Here is a 16,757-nt window from a genome sequence, read left to right as displayed (position 1 = left end):
TTCGACGTATGGAACGCGACATCTACGACGAGGACCACGAGGCATTCCGCGACGTCGTCAAGGAGTTCGTCAAGCGCTACGCCACGGTCGAGGCGATCGAGCGGTGGGACGCCGAGGGCGAGATCGACCGCGCCACCATGCTCGCCGCGGGCGAATCGGGCCTGATCGGACTGTCGGTCCCCGAGGAGTTCGGCGGTGCCGGCATGCTCCAGGACTACCGCTTCCGCACGATCGTGAACGAAGAGGTCATCGGCGCCGGCGCCGGGTCGCTCGCGGGCGCGTTCGGCATCCAGGACGACCTGGCCGTGCCCTACCTCGTGCACATGGGCACGCAGGAGCAGAAGGAGAAGTGGCTGCCCCGCATGGCGACCGGCGAGGTCCTCGGCGCCCTCGCGATGACCGAACCCGGCGCCGGCAGTGACCTGCGCGGTATCAAGACCACCGCCAAGAAGACCGACGGCGGTTACATCGTCAACGGCGCGAAGACGTTCATCTCGTCGGGCAAGACCGCCGACATCGTCGTCACGTTCGTCAAGACCGGCGAGGGCAACCGCCCCGACGCCTTCAGCCTGCTGATCATCGAGAACGGCATGGAGGGCTTCGACCACGGCAAGAAGCTCCACAAGATGGGCTCACACGGTCACGACACCGCCGAGCTGTCGTTCACCGACGTGTTCGTCCCCGAAGAGAACCTCATCAGCGGCACCGAGGGTCAGGGCTTCATCCAGCTCATGATGAACCTGCCGTTGGAGCGCCTCTCCATCGGCATCGCCGCGGCGTCGGCATCGCAGGCCGCGCTGGCCTGGACGCTCGAGTACACGAAGAGCCGCGAGGCCTTCGGCGAGCGCATCGCCGACTTCCAGAACACCCGCTTCACGCTGGCCGACATCGCGACCACCGTCGACGTCATGTGGGCCTACCTCGACAAGGCGCTGCTGGCCTATAAGGACAGCAAGCTCACCGCCGAGGCGGCTGCGGCCGTCAAGTTCTGGGCCACCGAACGCGAGTGGGAGATCCTCGACGCGGCCGTCCAGCTGCACGGCGGCTACGGCTACATCACCGAGTACCCCATCGCCCGCGCGTTCCTCGACGCCCGCGTGCACCGCATCTACGGCGGCACGAACGAGATCATGCGCGACATCGTCAGCCGCGCCCTCGTCGGCAAGAAGTAAGCGCCCGCGTCAGCTGTGAGACGTCAGCGGACTTGATCCTTGAGCACCTTGAAGTTGATCCTCGATTTTCAGCTTGAGCCAGTTGCGTGAGTTGACCCATGGAATCACTAGGAACCGCCGTGTGCGAGGCCCTATATGCCTAGCCCGACTCGCCCAACACCCGCGTCCCTGACCACCAGCTGGCCCGACGTGCCGTCCGTGGACCCGGCCGGTGAGAAGGCCCGTCTGTTCGCGCTCAGCCTACGCCGGGCCATCGATGATCGGAGTGTGCGGTCTGTGGCTGCGGCAGCGAGTTTGAACGAGGCGACGGTCCGCCGTGTGCTGGCTGGTGCGGCTTGGCCGGATCTTCACACCATCGCGGTGTTGGAGTCGACCTTGGGGTTGCGGCTGTATCCGAGCTAACCGGGGTTGCGCGCCGCACGAAACCGGCATGAGATTTGCTCCCCTGCCGGTTTCATCGTGCAGCAATCTCTTGCTACGGCGAGTCCTGGATGCCAGGAAGGCTGGTCATGCTCACCGCGGTGATATCGACGCGTCGCCCGGGGGCACCGGCAGCCGTGCGAGCGTCAGGTGGGCGAGGAGGGGCCGGTTCAACTCGACGAGTGCTCACGGGTGAGCATCCGAAGAAGGAGTTGACCGGGCGGGACCTGTAGCGGTGCCTCTCCACCCAGCCTCAGGTGTGGTCGGTTTCCGCGCTGGAGACGCGGGTGATCTCACGCGCCAGGTCGACTCCTTCGAGGAGCCGAAGCAATCATTTAGACATGTATAACGGGCTGGATACATAGGGTGTGCTTTTATGGGTCTCTTCTAGATGCTGGGAGCGATGTGGAACGAAGAGAAGGCGGAGCGGCTCGGAGTCGTCCTCCGGCGCCATCGCACGGACCTCGGGCTTTCACAGGAAGCTCTTGCTTACCAAGCCGGCATTACGAAGAACCAGCTCCAACTGATTGAGGCTGGCCGTTCCACAGGGCGTAAGGACGGGGTCGGACCTTCCAATCCGCGCATGGCAACACTGTCGGGGCTCGCGGGAGTCCTCGGGATTTCGGTTGCTGACCTCATGTTGGATGCTGAGATTTGATTCGGCAGATTGCCGAGGAGCATGCGTGACGAGACGACGCATTCGCGGGTTGCGGAGCGGGCCTAAACGGACTCAGTTGGGTTCACGAGAGCAGTCGTGTCTGGGCTCGACACACGCGACTACAGCGGCACCGTGACAGTCGTCGTCGCGCCAGCACTTACCGCGCGTGTCAGGCCCCCGTACACGAACCAGTCCCCCTGGACCTGGCGACACTCGGTGCGTGGACACGAGAATCCGACGTAGCCACCGGCTTCCGCTGTAACGACCCATCCGATGTCGGCCAGCGGCACATCCCCGAGGATATGCAATGCCACCGCGTCGATCACCAGCGGGTGAGCTTCGAATCTGGCCCGCGCCCACAACGGGGTGATGTCGACAGCCCACCACAAGGTGTTCGGTCTTGCGCAGGCATGGCACGCGACCATCCATACGGAGACCCGCGTTGCCGGCAGTTCGGCTATGACAACGGCGAACGCGTCGTCGAGGTCGATCGTGGTGTCTGGGCGGTGCCGGGTCGAGACATGGTGGAAAGGTGTCAGCTGCGCCATGCTGCTGCCGTCCGTTCGGGGACTTCTCAGTCAACGGACCGAGCTCGAGTGGCGGCCCCGCGCTACTCTCCGGAACGGTCATGAGTGCTTCCTGGACGCCTGGCGGTAGTGGCGGAGGATGTCCACGATGCTCTCGGCGGGCACAGTGATGGCATGGCCGAATTCGGCCATCAGCAGTGCGACGTGTTCGCGGTCGATCCGGTCGGGGTGGGTGCGGAGGTGTGAGGCGAGGAGGCCGATGTCGTCGTCATCGAGCCCAAGTTCGGTCTCGAGGCGTGCCCGTACTGCATGCCAGGACCGATAGCTGGTCTCGCTTCCCCACTGCTGGCGGCGCTGCCGGGCGCGTTGCCGGTCCAGCGCGCGTCGCCGGCGGACACGGAGCTCCTGCTGGCCGTCGGTGGTGGCGGCCAGGGAGAGCCAGTCGTCCATCTCGGTCACGTCCCGGGCGGTGATCCCGTTGTGCCAGCTCTTGATCCAGTGCGCGTTGGTGAGGGCCCGGTCGTGCGGGCGCCGGAGCTGGTCGAAAGGTCTGTCCCGGATCGGGTTGTCATCGACCCAGAGCAGCGGGCGCGCGTCGAACTGCCGGGCCAGCTTCCTCGCCTTCCAATGAGGTGAGGACTCGCTGAAGTATCCGCTGCCGTGCACCGCGACCGGCAGCTCGGGCAACCCGAGAATCGGGGCGAAATGCGTGTTGGCGTGGTGTTGCCAGGTGGTCGCCCACACTACGTCGATGCCGCGGGCGAGCAGGTCCCGCACCCACGCGGCACCGATACCGGAGAACCAATGCTCGTCGGTCCATTGGTCGACCTCGTCCCAGTCCGGCTCCCGATGCAGGAATGTCGGGTAACCGTCTCTCTGCATCGTGATCGTTGCGCTGAACGCTCGTGGTGTCTTCTTACCGGTGCGCGGTGGGGGCGCGATTCGCAGCACCCCGTCAATGTCCATCGCAACCACTGGCCGGAACTTGGCGTCGGTCACCGGGACACCTCCAGGTCTGTCACCGACAAGTCGTCGAGATTGAGCAGGGTGACGTTCCCGTCCTGGCCGTCCATGCCGAGCGCCTCGACCCGCAACGGCGGCATTCCCTCCCGCTCGAACACACCGGTGTCGCGGAGGTGATGATGCCCATGCAGCTGCAACAGCGGGTTGGTGGCTGTCAACACGTAGTCGATAAGTGTTCGCCCCATCCCCGAGTACTGCCGCTCTGAGGCTACCCACTGGCTCGGCCCGGTCAGGACGGCGGCGATCTGCGGCGTCACACTCAGCCCAGCATCATGGGTCAGCAGCACGTCGGTCGCCCCACCCACTACCGCGGTCCTAATGTCATCCAGTGACGGCATCTCCGACGGCCACCACGAGCGAAGCGCGACGCGATACGCGTAGTCGATACTCGCCGCGCCCCCGAAACTCAAGAACGACCGACCTCCGGCCGCGAAGCGAAACCCCCGCGGCAACACCCACACGCTTTCACTCACTCGTACCGCGCGCCCAGGATGCGCCGCGAACAGGCTGTCCAGGCTCGCCCAATCTTCATGATTACCGGGGGTTACAAGAACGCGTTCGATGCCCGAGGTCACGGTCCGCTCCCACGACTTCGCGACACAGTGATCCACGGTTGCGAGCAGGTCCGCGCTCCCACCCGGCCAGAAGCCGAAATCGCCGAGGTGCAACAACGTCCGCACCCCCGTCCTCGCCGCGGCAGGGATCGCTCGACCAACCCATGCCAGGTTCCCGTGCCAATCGCCGGCAACAATGGCCTCTCTGTCATCGAGGTCAAACGTGTCGACGGACTCTTGCGCGGTCAGTGCCACCGCAAGCTCCTCCCGAATGATCTGTGCGTGGGTCTCCGTGTGAGGACGTACCTCCCCAGCCCAGAACGTCTCACCCATTACACCACTTCTAATAGACCATGTATAGATGGTGTGATCGTGGTGTTGAACTCGATGCGCGCATTCGACATGGGCGCGGCGTGGTGGGTGGTTTGCCCCACGCCGATCTCGCACGTCAGCGTTCGCTCGCGTGCGAGGCGCCAAGTCCAGGCGTCGTTCGCGCGACAAGAGTGCACGGATCGTGCGACGTCGCCGAGGCGTCGGCGGCGGTCTGTCGCCACCTCAACCACCGCGCCCCGAGCATTGACCGCGGGCTCCGGTCACGCGGCCTCCGGCGACCCTCCAACTCGTTCGCATGGCTGCCGCGCACACGCTCGAGTACCGGTCGACTACCAACCGACCGGGACCCCACTCGACATGCACCTATGCGAAGAGCACCATGTCAAGCAGTGGGGCGTTCATGTCTTGTCGGCCCGGCTCCCATCGTCGGAGATTCTGCCGTCTTCCGCCGACACTCCGGGCAGCTCTTCGTGCGGACCCGGTTGCTGACGGTCGCGTCGTACGCGTGGCTGCGGGGGCATGTCCACCACAGGCGCTTGTCGGAACCGGCGGAGACCTCGTTGGGCGTGAGTTCTCGGTTAAGCGTCGGATGGAACCAGCGTGCGATCTCAGGGTGAGTGCGGCCCAGCGCATTCGGCGCAGAGGCGCATGTTCGGCATCCAGCGCCGTTAGTTCTAGAGAGGATCTGAGCATGGTACTCATGTCCCTCAGGGCACTGCCACCAGACGCTTCGCCCGCTCCCGGTGACCACGTCGGTCGGGCGAAGGTTGCCGTTGCGCGTCGGATGCCACTGAGCGGCGAGCTTCGGGTTCGTGATGCTCAGTGAATTCACGTCGGCTGCGACGGCACGGTTAACGCAGATCCCGCAGGTCGTGTGCCGCTTCGTCCGGGATGCGAGCGTCGCTGGGAATGAGTGGCCCGCCCCGCACTTCCACCACACCCGCTTCCCTGAGCCGGGAACGACGTCGGACGGGGTGAGGGGGTGGTTCCGGTCGTGGTCCCACTCGGCTGCGAGGTGAGGGTGCGTGTCGGCGAGGGTGTTGAAACCAGGAAGGAGCTTCAGGTTGGAGCAGTGCGGGCAAGAGATGTCGACACGATGCCGAAGCAGCCGGGAGACGGAGGATCGGAACTGGTGTCCTCTATCGCACATGTAGGTGGCGAAGTCGGTCGGGTGCGCGACGTGGTCGGCGGGGGTGCGACCGGTGGCAGATGCGACGAACTGACTGAAGTGCGTCCTCAGCCCGCGGGGATATGTCGACGTCGTCGGAGACCAGGACGACGCGGACCTGCCTACCTGCTCGGGGATGAACGAGTGGGGTGTCGCGAAGCCCGGCGGCGGCGGTCGAAGAAGCCCGTGGAGGTGGTCGGCGAGGACGGCGTGGGGGAGGCGAGCGAGGCCAGCGGCTTCGATGACCGCGCCCGGGTTTTCAGCGAGGTCACCCGCCGCCGACAGTCGCTGGATCGCAACGACGAGGTGAACGGCAGAGACGAACACGAATGGGCCATCGAGCGCTTCGTTGAGTTCGGCGATCGCCCACCGGTCCACGCACTCCTCGAGCTGTCGGAGCCGGTGAGCGTCGCTGTGTCCGCTGAACCGGAGCTTCTGATACTGCCGGTCCGCGCGCCGGACGTCGCGTCCGACGAGCCGCTGGTCTGCGACGTCAACGCCTGGCGCAATCCACATCTCGTGGTTCCGGCAGACGCGGGGGCCGTCGTGAGGTACCTGTGCGACGACGTCACCGGCCGTGCACCGCCGGCACGCGAACCGGTTCTGCAGCCCGGTGAGACATGCGGTACACGAGGTCCCATCAGCGTGGAACGGCGCGGACCGGCGGCTCGCTGCGAAGTGCCCCGGCTCAAGTCCTCCCGCAATCTCTAGCCATGGCTCGACTCCGGCAGTGAGGGAGAGCGAGGCTTCGGTGGCGAACCGGGCGATCTCTGCTTTCCACACGGCGCGGGGGACAGCGTTGAGCACGCGGAGGCGTTCCCCGTAGCTGTGGGCGGTTTCGTAGGCCGCCGGTCGGACGCGCAGCGGGAGCCGGCCAGTGTGGCGCGCGGACGGTGAAGTCCGTGACGCTGTCGCTGAGATCAGTGCCATGGTAAGTGAATCCTCGTTGCCTGCGGATCACCGTAGTCGAGTGGCCGTCCGTCGTAAACACCAGGTCGGTGGGCCGTTGCGTTGGACATGTCCAACCGCACGCCGGCCGATTTCAGTGGTCCGCCTGCTCCTCGTGCGTACTGAGGAGCAGGAACAACAGATCGTCCACGTACCGAGTCGTCAACTGGGCGGCGGTCACGGCGTCACGGCGAGCCATGGCGTCGAGGACGTCCGAGCGGCGGGCCGCGTGCTGTGCGCCCGTCCACGCGTAGGGGAACGTAAGCCGGTACCGCTCCAGCTGAGCGCAGACTTGCGTATGAAGCCGAACCATCCACGGGTTGCCGGAGATCCCGCCGACCTTTCGAAAGAAGGCGTCGTCCACGGACTCCGCCCGGGAATCCCCACTCGCAGTGGCCGGAGGTGCATCGCTGAGGCGGCGTAGCTCAATGAGGTCTTCGGCCGACGCTGTCTTCGTAGCGCTGAAGACCATGCCGCTTTGCAGGGTTGCCCTGCACTCGAACAGGTTCTCCAACTCACCTCTGCTCACGGTCGGGACGGTGACACCGCCGCGTGGCCGGGTGACAACAACGCCTTCGGCGGAGAGCGCACGAAGTGCTTCGCGGATGGAGGCCCGGCTGACGTCGAGGTCGACGGCGGCCGCGGACTCGGTGATCCGAGCGCCGGGCGTGTAGATGCCGTTCGCGATCCTTGCGCGGATCTCTCGATGAGCGAACGAGACTAGCGATGCACGCTCCATGGGGTCGAGATCGTGGTTCGAGGACTCGTTCATACGCTCAACCGGCAGTTTGTCAACATTGTCGACAATCTAGCCGATTTGGCTCAAACCACGTTCTTGGGGTGAGCATTCAACCGAATATGCCAAGCTCTGCCAAGCTCTGCCAAGGTCAGCTTGGCTGGAGTCTGCCTTACTCTCGACTGGGATCGGGTGCCCCTGCCAAGGTTGCCAAGTAGTAGGTAGATTCCATGAGGAGAAAAAGTAAGTAGTAGTAGTAAAAGGGGAAACTTCCCTCTCCCTGCCCTTATAGATACACACTCCGCACTTGGCAAACTTGGCAGGTCACCAGATTTCGCCCTCTGACCTGGGAAAGAGGCCGATCTTGACCTTGGCATGAACTTGGCAGAGGTTGGCATAAATCTGCTCATCCTCGGAAATACCCAGATCAAACTGTCTTTTGGGCTTGCCAGCCTGGATCTACGCGTTTGAGCGACTTGGCTGCGGGGAACTTGCGCCGATACTGCGCGTTTGTTCCGCTCGCCGCAGGGCAATGGATGAGAGGGCCGCGGAGAGCACTTCCCCGGTCGAGCAGTCATTGGGCTGCCGAGCGTGCCGCGGCCGTTGCAGACGGTCGAGTCCTGTGCGCTGGGGCGGGTGCTTACCCACAACGCCATAGCGCCCAGCCCTAACGCACACATCCCGCCGCGACAACCGAGACTCGCCCTCGGAGCGGGTGCGCAGCCGAACAACATCCTGGATGAGCCCGTCGAGCGCGCGACGGACCTCGACGTAGTCCCACGGGTCACGGTTGGCCACCGTTGACACGGGGAGCCCATCGGGGGGCGATGCGATGGTTCCACACGCCTCCAGGCGGTCCTCACGCGAGAGCGTCATCTGGCCCGTTCTGTCGAGTGCGGAGGAGGGGCAAGCTAGCACGGGTGCACCATCTCCATGTCGTCGCCACGCGCACCGACGAGCTCACCCGCCACGAGTCGGTGGATCCACGAGGCCGGCCCATGCCATCAGCTCGTCGGACGTCATCGACCGGCGTCCGTTCACGGGCTTGTCGGGGAATGGTTGACCTTTCGCCATCTGCGGCATAAAATCCGCACGTGAGGCAAAATCCTCAGCGCTCCCCTCCTCGCTGCCCCGTCTGCTGACGACGAGGGGGCTACCGATTCCGCATCCGCGCACTGATCACGGAGCGCGCGATCTCCGCGTTCGCCCCATCCAGCAGCCAGAGGTCGACGATCTCGCCCATAACAACGCGGATGTGGCCAATGTCCTCCAGCTGCATGACCACCTGCCCGGTCACGAGCTTCTGCAGACGGTGGTACGGCAGGCCGAGGCGTTCGGCCACATCCGTCACCTTCCGGCGTTTCCCGTCGGCTCGGTTGAAGTGCAGCAACCAGTACGCAAGACGGTGCTGCAGCATCGACGCATTCAGCTGCGCATTCTCCCTCGGCCCCCAGCTTTCGTCAGGCTCTCGCCAGTCGAGAACCTCGCTCTTCCCGAAGGCGAGCGGCAGAACAGCAAAGTCGCGGGGCGCATAGCGAGGACTCGACACCTCAGAATCGTACCCTTTGGCTCGAAGGTGAGCCAAAGGCGCTAAGAACGTCGTGGTTCCGGCTTTTTCGGAGCTTCGGTGCGCATGGGCGACTACATGACCAAGAAGACACGAATCGTCAAGACCGCGGCCGACGGATTCGACCGCGTCGAGTGGCTGGGCGCGGACGAGCGTGTCCATCGGGCGCGGGCAGATTCACCTGACGCGGTTCGCGACGTGCTCCCGGAGCGTCTCGCGCGCACGCCGCCGAAGTTCAAGGGCCAGAGCAACTTCCACGGTCGCTACTGGTGTGCGGGCACAGGCGGGTTCGTATTCCACGAGTCGATGACCGAGTACACGGGTCTGATGCTCTTGGACCACTTTCACCCCATCGTCGCCATCTCCGCGCAGCCGATGCTGCTCAGCTTCGCGAACGGGCGGGTGCACTATCCCGACTTCTTCGCGATGCTCGCTGGCGGCCGCCAGCTGCTCGTGGACGTGCACCTCGCGTCGCTGACCACCGATGAAGACCGTGAGCAGTTCGCGCTGACCCGGCAGCTTTGCGTGCGGGTCGGGTGGGACTACCAGCTCATCGACGAATTGCGGCAGGTCGCGGTGTGGAACATCGAGTGGCTCTCCCGCTACCGCCACCCGCGCTGCCGACCCTCGGACCAAACCCGCGATCGCATTCTCCGGCTTGCCGGGACTGTGGAGCGGCTCGGGCCGCTTCGCCGCGCGCTTGCCACCGACAAGCCCGGGGAACACATGCCTGCGCTCTACCACCTCTTCTGGGAACGGAAGCTCCTGTTCGACCTCAACAAACGCCTCAATGACGAGACCCACATCTGGGTCGCGTGACAACCATCTCCCCGAAGGAAACCACCATGTCTCACACGAACACCGTGTCCATCGGCGACACGCTCCACCTGGACGACGGCGACTTCCGCATCGTCGGGTTCGGCAGCGGAGTCCTCAAACTCCGCCACGACCTGACGGACGAGTACCGGCTCGTGGAGCACCTCGAACTCGGCGTCCACCTCGCAGGGCCGAAGAACGACAAGAAAAAGGAGAAGCCGGTGGCGACGCTGCACCACGCGCTCGAGCAGCTGAATGAGGAGGCCCGCATCCTCATCCCGCACCTGCAGGAGCTCCTCGACGGGACCCCACCGGACGGCCGCGACCCGCGGCCGCAGTACCACGCGCGGGTCCCGGTGAAGTCGCGGCTGGAGTGCAAGCTGCTGGAGTTGGACCGGCTGGGTATCGACATCAGCATCGCCACCCTCAAGCGCCGCCTCAGCAGGTTCAAACAGCTCGGCCCGGCTGGCCTCGTTGACGGCCGCGGTACGCGCCTGACCGCGCCGCTCGCACGCGCGGACAAAGACGTCATGACGCCCCTCACGGAGCTCCTCGCCGAGTACCAGGGTCGGTCGACGCCGTCGGTGACCCGCCTCCGAGCGGAGCTGCGGTTCCGACTCATCGAGGCGCACCCGGACGCGGCGCGCCGGCCGAAGATTCCGTCGCTGAGCACGGTGCAGCGGTACATCGCCTACCTAGACGGTGACCGGAAGACGACCGGCAACGCCGAGCAGAACAAGTCCAAGTCGAAGTCCCCCGACGGCCGGTTCCGCTCCCGCCTGGCCACCGCGCCCGGCGATGAATGCCAGGTGGACACAACGACGTTCGACTCCTTCGTGAAGCTGCCCGACGGCACGGTCGGCAGGCCGTGCCTGTCCGTGCTCGTGTGCAAGCGGACCCGGTCCATCATGGCTCACAACTTCACCGCCGGTGCCCCGACCGGGTTCGACCACGCGGTCCTGGTCGCCCGGGCCCTCGTGCCACGCACACTGCGCCCCTGGGCACGGCACTACGAAGACCTCGATTTTCCCGAGATGCCGTGGACGGCGCACCTGGATGAGGCGGCGCGTCGCCAGTTCGACACCCGTCGGCCGTACATCGTCCCGCAGCGCATCATCACCGACAACGGCCGCGACTACACGTCCGAAGCATTGCGGAGCGTGTGCGCGAGGTACGGCATCAGCCTGACCGAATCGCCCATCGTCTCGCCCACGAGCAAGGCTCAAGTGGAGCGCATCTTCGGGACCATCGGGACCAAGTTCGCGCAGTTCCTCCCCGGGTACTCCGGCTCGCGGACGGAGTTCCGTGGCGAGCAGCCCGAAAAGGAGGCGGTCCTAGACCTCGCGACGGTGTCCGACCTGTTCGACCGGTGGGTGGCCATCGTGTGGCAGAACCGGGTCCACGACGGTCTCATCGACCCGTACGACCCGTCCGTGCGCCACACCCCGAACTCGATGTTCTCCGCGTCGTTGGAGTTTACCGGCTACTTCCCTGTCCCGCTGCAGCCGGAAGACTACGTCGCGCTCATGCCGAAGGAGACCCGCACCGTCCAGTCCGACGGCATCGAGTTCCGCGGCCGCCGGTACGACTCCGCCCACCTTGCACCACTCCGCGACCACCACGACGCGAACGGCAAGAAGACCCGGTTCGACGTGCACTACGACCCGAGCGACATCCACCAGGTGTGGGTGCGGTCGCCGTACAACAGCGAGTGGGTGACCTGCTCGTGGACCGAGACAGAAGGCATGTCCCGCCCGTTCGAGCGCGCCTACATGGACACCGTTACCCGCATCACTGCCACCAGCCACGGGTTCACCGACGACACCGCCGACGACATGACTCTCACCCTCCGAGCCGACATCACGCGCGAGGAGAAGGACCGGAAGGCCGCAGACGCCGCCGCGCTGAGGGCCGCAGCGCGTGCCGCCGCGAGGGCGGAGACGAGCACCATCGGCCGGCACTCCGCCGCGACCGAGGCACCGACCGACACGTTCACCCCCATGGGCTCCATCTAGGAAGGAAACACCATCATGAGTAAAGAAGAACAGCCCGAGGAAACCTACGGCCACCTCGACCGGCGTCAGACGCTTCTTCCGCTCCTGGCTTCACACACTCGTCCTGAACCGCTGGCCCTCGACCTGGACGCGTTCCGCTCGTGGGACACGGCTCAGCAGCAGGAGTTCAACGACCTGCGCCTCGCGCGAATCGTCGATTCGATCGTCGTCCCGATCCCGAAGCTGACCGAGGTCCTCAAGCAAGTGCGGCTCGCAGCCTGGTTCGCCGAACGCCCGGTCGGTCGAACCGGAGTGTTCCTCACTGGCCCGGCCACCATGGGGAAGACCACGGCGGCATTCCACGCGATGGTCGAGGCGCTGCAGCGGCACGAGAAGCGATACCCGAACTGGCGCGAACTGCACCACACGCCTGTGGTCTACGTGGAAGTCTCCTCGAACTCCTCCGCCAAGGCCTTCATGGGGAGGCTACTTGACTACTTCAGCATCCCCTACCGTCCCCGAACGACCCTCGAAGAGCGCACCCAGATGGTCATGCACCACCTCCGCCGCGGCTACACGAGCCTCATCGTCATCGACGAGATGCAGAACTTGTCCAAGCTCAACAACGGCAACTTCGAAAGCGCTCAGGCCATCAAGAACATGCTCAATGGGGTCCGCGCCGTCCCCCTGTACGTCGGGATGAACTTGGAGGGCACTGCACTGACCAACGGTGAGCTCGGCGCGCAGTTCGCCGCTCGGTCCACGATGGTCAAACTCGGCCCGCTCGGGTTCGCAACCACCTCGGAGCAGAACGTCTGGCGGGGTGTCATCCACGCGTTCGAAGAACAGTTGGGACTATTCGCGCACGCGCCGACGACCCTGTTCCCGAACGCGAAGCTGCTGTGGACGCTCACCGGTGGGTCCATTGGCGCGCTCTCTCGGCTGCTAACGACCGTGGCGCTCGAACTGATTCTCGCCGGCGACCCCGATGCGGAGACCGTCACCCCGCAGCTGCTGCGCCGCATCAAGCTGGATGTCGCTACCGAGCGCAAGCTCGACGCCGGCGAGGACGGAGCGCCCCGTGCTGCCTGAACCCGGACCCCTTCCCGTCCGCGTGCGGCCAATGACGTACGAGACGCCAGAGTCATTCGAACGTCGGCTGCATGCGGCGAACGGCATGCAGCCGAACGAGAGGGCGCTGGTACTGCTGTGGCGCGCCGACCCCGCCCGGCAGGAGCGGGCCGTCGAACGTTTCGGCGGTCTCACCCCCGGTCACTTCGCCGCGCAGCGGTCCCGGCTCCCTTGTCACGAGGACGGCGACGCGTGCGAGAAATGTGTGACCGGAGTCGACGAACGGTACGCGTGCGTGCGCTGCACAGCGGGTGCCAACGCCCGCCAGTACGCGCACGACGGCCCTCGGGTCTGTCGCCGCCACCGCCGGTGGACAGGGCCGGGACCCGTCGACACGCAGATACAGGTCGCGCACGCGGTCATGAAGGCCGACGCGCGCTACCGGGCGCTGCGACGCCTCGGGCGCGTGGATGCGAACAGGCTCACCGAGCTGGAAGACATGCTCGACCGGTGGGCGGCCGCCGAACTCGGTGCGCCGCTGGCAGCGCCCGCACGCTTTACCCTCGCCGTACGGATCGCTCAGATGCTCGCAGCCACCACCCCGTCACGCGGCACGGTCTCCGACCAATACACGACGCTCGACGCGCTCCTTCGCGGGATCGTCGGGGGACCATGCACCGTGCTCGCTGACGCTGTCTGGGTCTTGCGCCGGCCGGTGCCCGAAGGGGCACCACGTGGCATCCACGACTTCGCACTCACACCGTCCTCCGACGGTGTCGATGCGACCGAGCACCTGGGCCAGCGCCGCACCTGCACCTATCCCCGGGGTGTGCACTTGCACGAGTCGCAATACCTCTCGTCCACTGGACGGACTGGGCGTACCCGCACAACGGGGCACCACGTTGTGGACTACGCGTGCAGCAAGGGACACCGGTTCGCGACACCGATGTCCAAGCTCGCACGTGCCGGGTCCTCCGACGGGTGCGCAGTGTGCAGCAAACGCATCGTCATCAGCGGAATCAACTCGCTCGCGGACACCCACCCGCCGATCGCCGCCCAGTGGCACCCCACGGCGAACGGTGAACTGAGCGCTACCCAGGTCGCGGGCGGCTCCGGCACCCCCGTCACTTGGCTGTGCGACGCTGGCCATACGTTTGTCTGCACCCCCAACCAGCGCACGACCACCGGTGGCGTGACCTGCGGCTACTGCAGCAACCAACGGGCGGACCCTGCTATCAACGCCCTCAGCCTCACCCACCCTCACATCGCCGCTCACTGGCACCCGACCCGCAACGGAACGCTCACCGCCCACGACGTGGTTGCCGGTTCCAGTCGGAGAGCCTGGTGGGTATGCCCTGAAGGGCATGAACTCGAGCGTGCTGTCGGCAAGCGCGTGAAGTCAGGTGTGTGCACCGTATGCACCGGGCGTACTCTCACGGACGCATCCAGCCTCGCGGCCCGCCACCCTGAGGTCGCCGGCCGCTGGCACTCAGCCCGCAACGGTGGCCTCACGCCTGACAAAGTGGGGCCCCGTAGCGCGGCACCCGTGTGGTGGGTCTGCGACAAGGGTCACGAGTTCCGCAGCAAAATCCGCACGCAGGCCGAGGGCGGCGAGTGCCTCATCTGCAGCGGGCAGGCGGTGGATACCGCGAACAGCATTCGCACCCTTCGCCCGGACCGTCTCGCCGAGTTCCATCCGACGCGGAACGGGGACTGCACGCCCGACAACACCGCGGCGACTTCGCGACGCAAGTTGTGGTGGCGCTGCGCCCAGCAGCATGAATGGAACGGGCACATCAGTGCCGTCCGACGGGGGACCGCGTGCCCTTATTGCCGGAGACGCAAGCTGCTATCGGGATTCAACGACCTCGCCACTGTCCACCCGGAGCTCGTCCGAGAGTGGCACCCCACGAACAACGGCACGCTGACCCCTTCCCAGGTACTCGCCACGTCCTTCGCGCGGCTGTGGTGGCTATGCACGTGCGGGCTCAGCTACGTCACAACGCAAGGGCGGCGTCAGCGCGTAACGGTCGCTTGCCCCTCGTGCTCACGAAAGAAGGGGTGACTCCGGTCAGTGAGGTGGTGATTTCCAGAACTAGATCGGGCTACTGGAGGAGCTTGAGGCAGGTGACATCCTCGTGTCGAGACTCCGGGACAGCCCTCGGCAAGCAAAGGCAAGACGAGAGCGATACGGCACATGGCCAGATGTTGGTGGTCTCGTCGCCCGCCAAGCTTACTCAGCGGGCTCTAGCGTCATCGCGTCGTGCGGTCGCGGGTCCGCCACCGCGCGCACTTCCGCCTCTACCAGCGATCTCGCAGGACGGCCTTCTTGAGTCCTAGGCGCAACCCGATCCAGGCACGGAGCAGCTGGACCCCTTGGCGGTAGTGCTCCAGTTTCGTCGCGGGAGCGACAGGAGTGCGGTTGGCGTGCTTCACGGAGTTGTACGAGTCCGCGAAGTCCTGAGCGAATGAGGTTGTGCTGAAGGTGATGGCATTGCCTACTTCCGCGACTACGAAGTCGACTCGGCTCTTGACGGGGGTTGAGTTTGCTGAGGCAGGCGTCTGTCCCGAATCAATTAGTGCTTGATAGCCGATCGCCTCCATCGCGATGCCCAGCTGCATCATGTGGGCATCGACCGTGGCTCCCTCAAGGTCTAGCAGGCGAATCAGAGGGTCGATCCCACGCGAATACTGCCTTGTGAGCCTCAGCCAGCGTCCTATCCCTACTCGGTCGATGTCCGAGTAGTTGAAGAGAAACCTGTCGCTGACTGTCCATGTTGCCTCCGATATGGAGGTCGCAGCCGTCCGAACCGGATACCAACACTGCTTCTCCACACCCCCCTGTTTGAAAGTCTCCTTCGTGCTCGCGGCCTCATGGGACTGAAAATCCAAAGACTTCCAGGCGGCGATCCGTAATAGGTCGCGTAGCCCGAAGTGGAGAGAAAAGTGGTCGCTCCACTCGGTGGGGGCCTTGGCGAACGTCTGGAGAAATACCCGGCTTCGGTAGGTCAACTCGGGGGTCTGCTGCCCAAAGGCGGTGGCCCGGGCTGTGGCCCGCAGGTTTAGCGCTCGACCTAGTGCCATGTCATCGACAGGAGCGGCGGTCGTCGTCATCTCCCCGGTGGACCCGCCCCTCCTGACGGTAACGGTGGATCGGAGAGCTGAGTAGCCCAGCCAGTAGGCAAGACCGTCGATCTCCGAGCGGAGGCCGTTGGGTTTGAGATAGTGCTTCGCTAGGCCCGCGCCCTCTACGGCGAAGGACGCACGGATCATCCCGACCCCTGCGTCAGGCCCTATGCCGCCGAACCTCTGGGTTGACGGCCCGCTTCGACAACCGATGAGGCCTACAGTCCCCTTGCTGTCGTAGTAGTCGAGTTCGTTCGGTGGGGTATAGCTGTATTTGGTGCGGCCGGGGTCGTCCGCGAACAGAATGCCCTGACTCCACCATCGGCCCCGCGGGTCGTCGCTCCCGACGTGATAGGGAACTCGGACCCGGACGCCGAGGTTGTCGTACTCGTAGAGTGCGGTCATGAGGTCGGTGTCGGGGTTACCGTCGACCAGAAAGCCGATCCGGTGCCGTTCTGTGGGTGCGTCTGGCATTTTGCTTCCACGGCCTCTCTCGCCATGTTGTGTGCGCCCTTGGCTTCAGCTGTCGAGGTCGAATGCTGCCAGCGCGGTTCACGACTGATCGGACGTCGGGCCGATTGGGCTTGAAAGAAACTTAACGCCACGATGCCCGAATTCGGGCCTATGCGTGAACGCGGTTGTGG

14 protein-coding genes are annotated in these 16,757 nt (G+C 65.2%); 7 read left to right on the top strand and 7 right to left on the bottom strand.

Going from position 1 to position 16,757, the window contains the following annotated elements:
- The first annotated feature begins 8 nt into the window (after positions 1–8).
- Both BKA10_RS11245 and BKA10_RS16940 read left to right on the top strand, forming a co-directional pair.
- Positions 9–1,172, top strand: coding sequence for an acyl-CoA dehydrogenase family protein (locus tag BKA10_RS11245; RefSeq protein ID WP_183499969.1), 1,164 nt, complete (start codon positions 9–11; stop codon positions 1,170–1,172).
- Between the two features lie 811 nt (positions 1,173–1,983).
- Positions 1,984–2,250 (top strand): helix-turn-helix domain-containing protein, encoded by a 267-nt coding sequence (locus BKA10_RS16940; RefSeq protein ID WP_183499968.1) that lies wholly within the window; start codon positions 1,984–1,986, stop codon positions 2,248–2,250.
- Positions 2,251–2,369: 119 nt separating this feature from the next.
- Here BKA10_RS16940 and BKA10_RS11235 read toward each other — a convergent pair whose 3' ends face one another.
- The 4 genes from BKA10_RS11235 to BKA10_RS16935 all read right to left on the bottom strand — a co-directional run bounded on the left by BKA10_RS11235 (position 2,370) and on the right by BKA10_RS16935 (position 5,837).
- Positions 2,370–2,798, bottom strand: coding sequence for a hypothetical protein (locus BKA10_RS11235; RefSeq protein WP_183499967.1), 429 nt, complete (start codon positions 2,796–2,798; stop codon positions 2,370–2,372).
- Positions 2,799–2,876: 78 nt separating this feature from the next.
- The gene (locus BKA10_RS11230; protein ID WP_183499966.1) at positions 2,877–3,776 is read right to left on the bottom strand and encodes an HAD domain-containing protein; all 900 of its coding nucleotides are present in this window, start codon (positions 3,774–3,776) and stop codon (positions 2,877–2,879) included.
- The gene (locus BKA10_RS11225) at positions 3,773–4,609 is read right to left on the bottom strand and encodes a metallophosphoesterase (RefSeq protein WP_183499965.1); all 837 of its coding nucleotides are present in this window, start codon (positions 4,607–4,609) and stop codon (positions 3,773–3,775) included. Before BKA10_RS11225 ends, BKA10_RS11230 begins: the two co-directional genes overlap by 4 nt.
- Before the next feature lie 460 nt (positions 4,610–5,069).
- Positions 5,070–5,837 carry a zinc-ribbon domain-containing protein gene (locus BKA10_RS16935; protein WP_366932112.1) on the bottom strand — a complete coding sequence of 256 codons (768 nt, stop codon included), beginning with the start codon at positions 5,835–5,837 and terminating at the stop codon, positions 5,070–5,072.
- A gap of 204 nt (positions 5,838–6,041) precedes the next feature.
- On the opposite strand from BKA10_RS16935, the gene BKA10_RS16705 reads away from it, so the two are divergent.
- Positions 6,042–6,566 carry a hypothetical protein gene (locus tag BKA10_RS16705; protein WP_241740169.1) on the top strand — a complete coding sequence of 175 codons (525 nt, stop codon included), beginning with the start codon at positions 6,042–6,044 and terminating at the stop codon, positions 6,564–6,566.
- A 331-nt stretch (positions 6,567–6,897) separates the two neighbouring features.
- Here BKA10_RS16705 and BKA10_RS11215 read toward each other — a convergent pair whose 3' ends face one another.
- Together BKA10_RS11215 and BKA10_RS11210 are read right to left on the bottom strand one after the other, a co-directional pair.
- Complete coding sequence (locus tag BKA10_RS11215; protein WP_183499963.1) at positions 6,898–7,575, bottom strand: GntR family transcriptional regulator; 678 nt, start codon at positions 7,573–7,575, stop codon at positions 6,898–6,900.
- A 1,117-nt stretch (positions 7,576–8,692) separates the two neighbouring features.
- Positions 8,693–9,088 (bottom strand): hypothetical protein, encoded by a 396-nt coding sequence (locus BKA10_RS11210; RefSeq protein ID WP_183499962.1) that lies wholly within the window; start codon positions 9,086–9,088, stop codon positions 8,693–8,695.
- Between the two features lie 84 nt (positions 9,089–9,172).
- On the opposite strand from BKA10_RS11210, the gene BKA10_RS11205 reads away from it, so the two are divergent.
- Genes BKA10_RS11205 through BKA10_RS11190 form a run of 4 tightly spaced genes read left to right on the top strand, consistent with a single transcriptional unit; the run spans position 9,173 to position 15,052 of the window.
- Complete coding sequence (locus BKA10_RS11205; RefSeq protein WP_241740227.1) at positions 9,173–9,925, top strand: TnsA-like heteromeric transposase endonuclease subunit; 753 nt, start codon at positions 9,173–9,175, stop codon at positions 9,923–9,925.
- 26 nt (positions 9,926–9,951) lie between these two features.
- Positions 9,952–11,937: a TnsB C-terminal domain-containing protein gene (locus BKA10_RS11200; RefSeq protein ID WP_183499960.1), complete on the top strand. Its 1,986-nt coding sequence runs from the start codon at positions 9,952–9,954 to the stop codon at positions 11,935–11,937.
- 15 nt (positions 11,938–11,952) lie between these two features.
- Positions 11,953–13,008 (top strand): TniB family NTP-binding protein, encoded by a 1,056-nt coding sequence (locus BKA10_RS11195; RefSeq protein WP_183499959.1) that lies wholly within the window; start codon positions 11,953–11,955, stop codon positions 13,006–13,008.
- 31 nt (positions 13,009–13,039) lie between these two features.
- Complete coding sequence (locus tag BKA10_RS11190) at positions 13,040–15,052, top strand: zinc-ribbon domain-containing protein (protein WP_183499958.1); 2,013 nt, start codon at positions 13,040–13,042, stop codon at positions 15,050–15,052.
- A gap of 236 nt (positions 15,053–15,288) precedes the next feature.
- Here BKA10_RS11190 and BKA10_RS11185 read toward each other — a convergent pair whose 3' ends face one another.
- Positions 15,289–16,518: an ApeA N-terminal domain 1-containing protein gene (locus BKA10_RS11185; protein WP_183499957.1), complete on the bottom strand. Its 1,230-nt coding sequence runs from the start codon at positions 16,516–16,518 to the stop codon at positions 15,289–15,291.
- Between the last annotated feature and the right edge of the window lie 239 nt (positions 16,519–16,757).

Source organism: Microbacterium invictum (assembly GCF_014197265.1).
GTDB classification, from domain to species: Bacteria; Actinomycetota; Actinomycetes; order Actinomycetales; family Microbacteriaceae; genus Microbacterium; species Microbacterium invictum.
This window is presented reverse-complemented; position numbering and strand designations above follow the sequence as displayed.